Annotated in this window: 2 protein-coding genes; one reads left to right on the top strand and one right to left on the bottom strand. The window is 63.4% G+C overall.

What is annotated here, in order from left to right:
• On the top strand, positions 1 to 423 hold a 423-nt coding region (locus MLGJGCBP_RS18975; protein WP_160097570.1), incomplete at its 5' end, for a transposase.
• Between the two features lie 637 nt (positions 424 to 1,060).
• On the opposite strand, the gene MLGJGCBP_RS18970 is transcribed toward MLGJGCBP_RS18975, so the two are convergent.
• On the bottom strand, positions 1,061 to 1,585 hold the full coding sequence (locus MLGJGCBP_RS18970; RefSeq protein WP_007296051.1) for a hypothetical protein: 525 nt from the start codon (positions 1,583 to 1,585) through the stop codon (positions 1,061 to 1,063).
• Positions 1,586 to 1,802 lie beyond the last annotated feature (217 nt).

Genomic DNA, 1,802 nt, shown 5'->3' with positions numbered 1-1,802 from the left:
GGGGGATCGCTGACCGGGCCGAGTCCGGTCGACCGCGGCAAGAAGGGATCGAAGATCCACGTCCTGTCCGAAACAAACGGAATCCCACTGGTCGTCGATGTGTCCGCGGCGAATACTCACGACAGCACGATGCTGCAACCAATGGTGGCAGCGATTCCGGCAACGAAGTCCAGGCGCGGACCACGCCGACGCAAGCCGGGAAAGCTTCGCGCCGACAAGGGCTACGACTACGACATTCACCGACGGTGGCTGCGCGAACAAGGCATCGTCCCGCGGATCGCCCGCCGCGGCATCGAGCGAAACGACCGCCTCGGCCGGTACCGGTGGAAGATCGAACGCACCATGTGCGCCGCGAGGCGCTCTGTCGTATCCCCGGTTCAGTCGGGAAGGACTTGGAGGGAGGTTCTTGGGTCGGGTGGCTGACCTGGATCCGAAAGGTGAAGGGGACAAGAGCATGCCAGGAAACCCGGTGGTCGGGCCCAGTGGTCGGGGCGACGCATCGGGGAGGACCCGCGTGATAGGGCGAAAGCTGGATTGCCTGAAGCCCAATCTCCAGTTGATGCAAGTTCCCATCCGCCGGAAGGACCGCTGAAACCGGTGCCGTGCTCTGTGTCGGGGTCGATGGTGACCGACACAACCTCCGGAGCGCGGAGCGACGCCCAGCGAGGGTGTTGAAGGAGATGAGTGGGCCGCCTACGTCACGCTGATACGTACGACAGAGACGAACGCGGGATCGCCTACCGGGCGCGAGCCCCAGGGCGACGGAGGCCTCGTAGTAGTCGCCGGAGTCACGACCGGCCGAGGAGGTCGGGAAAGCCGACCACAAGGGCGAAGGAGGCCAGGTGATTGGACACGACCAGATCGGGAGGTATGCGTAATGCAGAGCGCCGAAACGATGCTGAGTGTCCTGCGTGAGCGCGGCAGACCGCCGCATCGCCCACGCAATAGTCACCGGAGAGCCGGATGATCGGGAAACCATCAAGTCCGGTTCGGCGGGAGGCCGCGCCTTTGCCCGGAGTTCACGCGAACTGAGGGTTCTTCGGCGGGAACCCGAGGGTGCTCAGTGGATTTGGGGCGAGTTGATCCTTGGGTTCGTGCTCAACTCGGTGGATCGTGTTCCTCGGCTGGGGTTTGGAGGATCTGTCGCGCGGCTGTGGAGTATCGGATCGCTGTGGTCTCGTCGAGTCCGAACAGGACGGCCAGGTGGAGCAATCCGGCCCGTCAGGTTGTGAATCTCGATCTTGTGCCGCAGCTCCAGAAACTCGAAGTAGGTCTTGAGCGCCTGCGCTCGAGCAAGTCTCGTGGGGATCAGCACCGGGCGCAGCACCGTGCCGAAATACGAGTCCGCGTCCGCGGGCAGCATGTCCCATAACGGCTTCCCGAACCAGGTCCGGACCTGCTCCAAGTGGCTGACATCCGAGCGAATCATGTTGTCCGACAAGCCAGCCGCACAACGGGCGAGCACAAACCCTGCGAACACGTCGGTCTCGAACCGCTCGGTATCCTCTGGGCCCACCGCCGCACGCACCTCGCGGAGATCCCTCACGACCGACAACCCACCGCGCCTCCTGGCCTTCAACTTCACTGCTGGAGCATCATCAAGAGCGAGATCGGCTCAGAATAATTGAAGTTGAGTCAGAACGGCCAAGAACGACCAGAACACGGAAAACCCACAGGTCCAGCAGGCGAACCGAGACCCCGGGCCCCAACGAACTCCAGGGTTATTTCTTAGGAAAAGGATCTGCCTCACAGACACCTCGCCGCGCGGCCGACCCATCTGCCTGGCTCACCGGCTACCGACG

Origin of the sequence: Rhodococcus sp. T7 (assembly GCF_009872365.1) — a bacterium.
GTDB lineage: Bacteria > Actinomycetota > Actinomycetes > Mycobacteriales > Mycobacteriaceae > Rhodococcus_F.
This window is presented reverse-complemented; position numbering and strand designations above follow the sequence as displayed.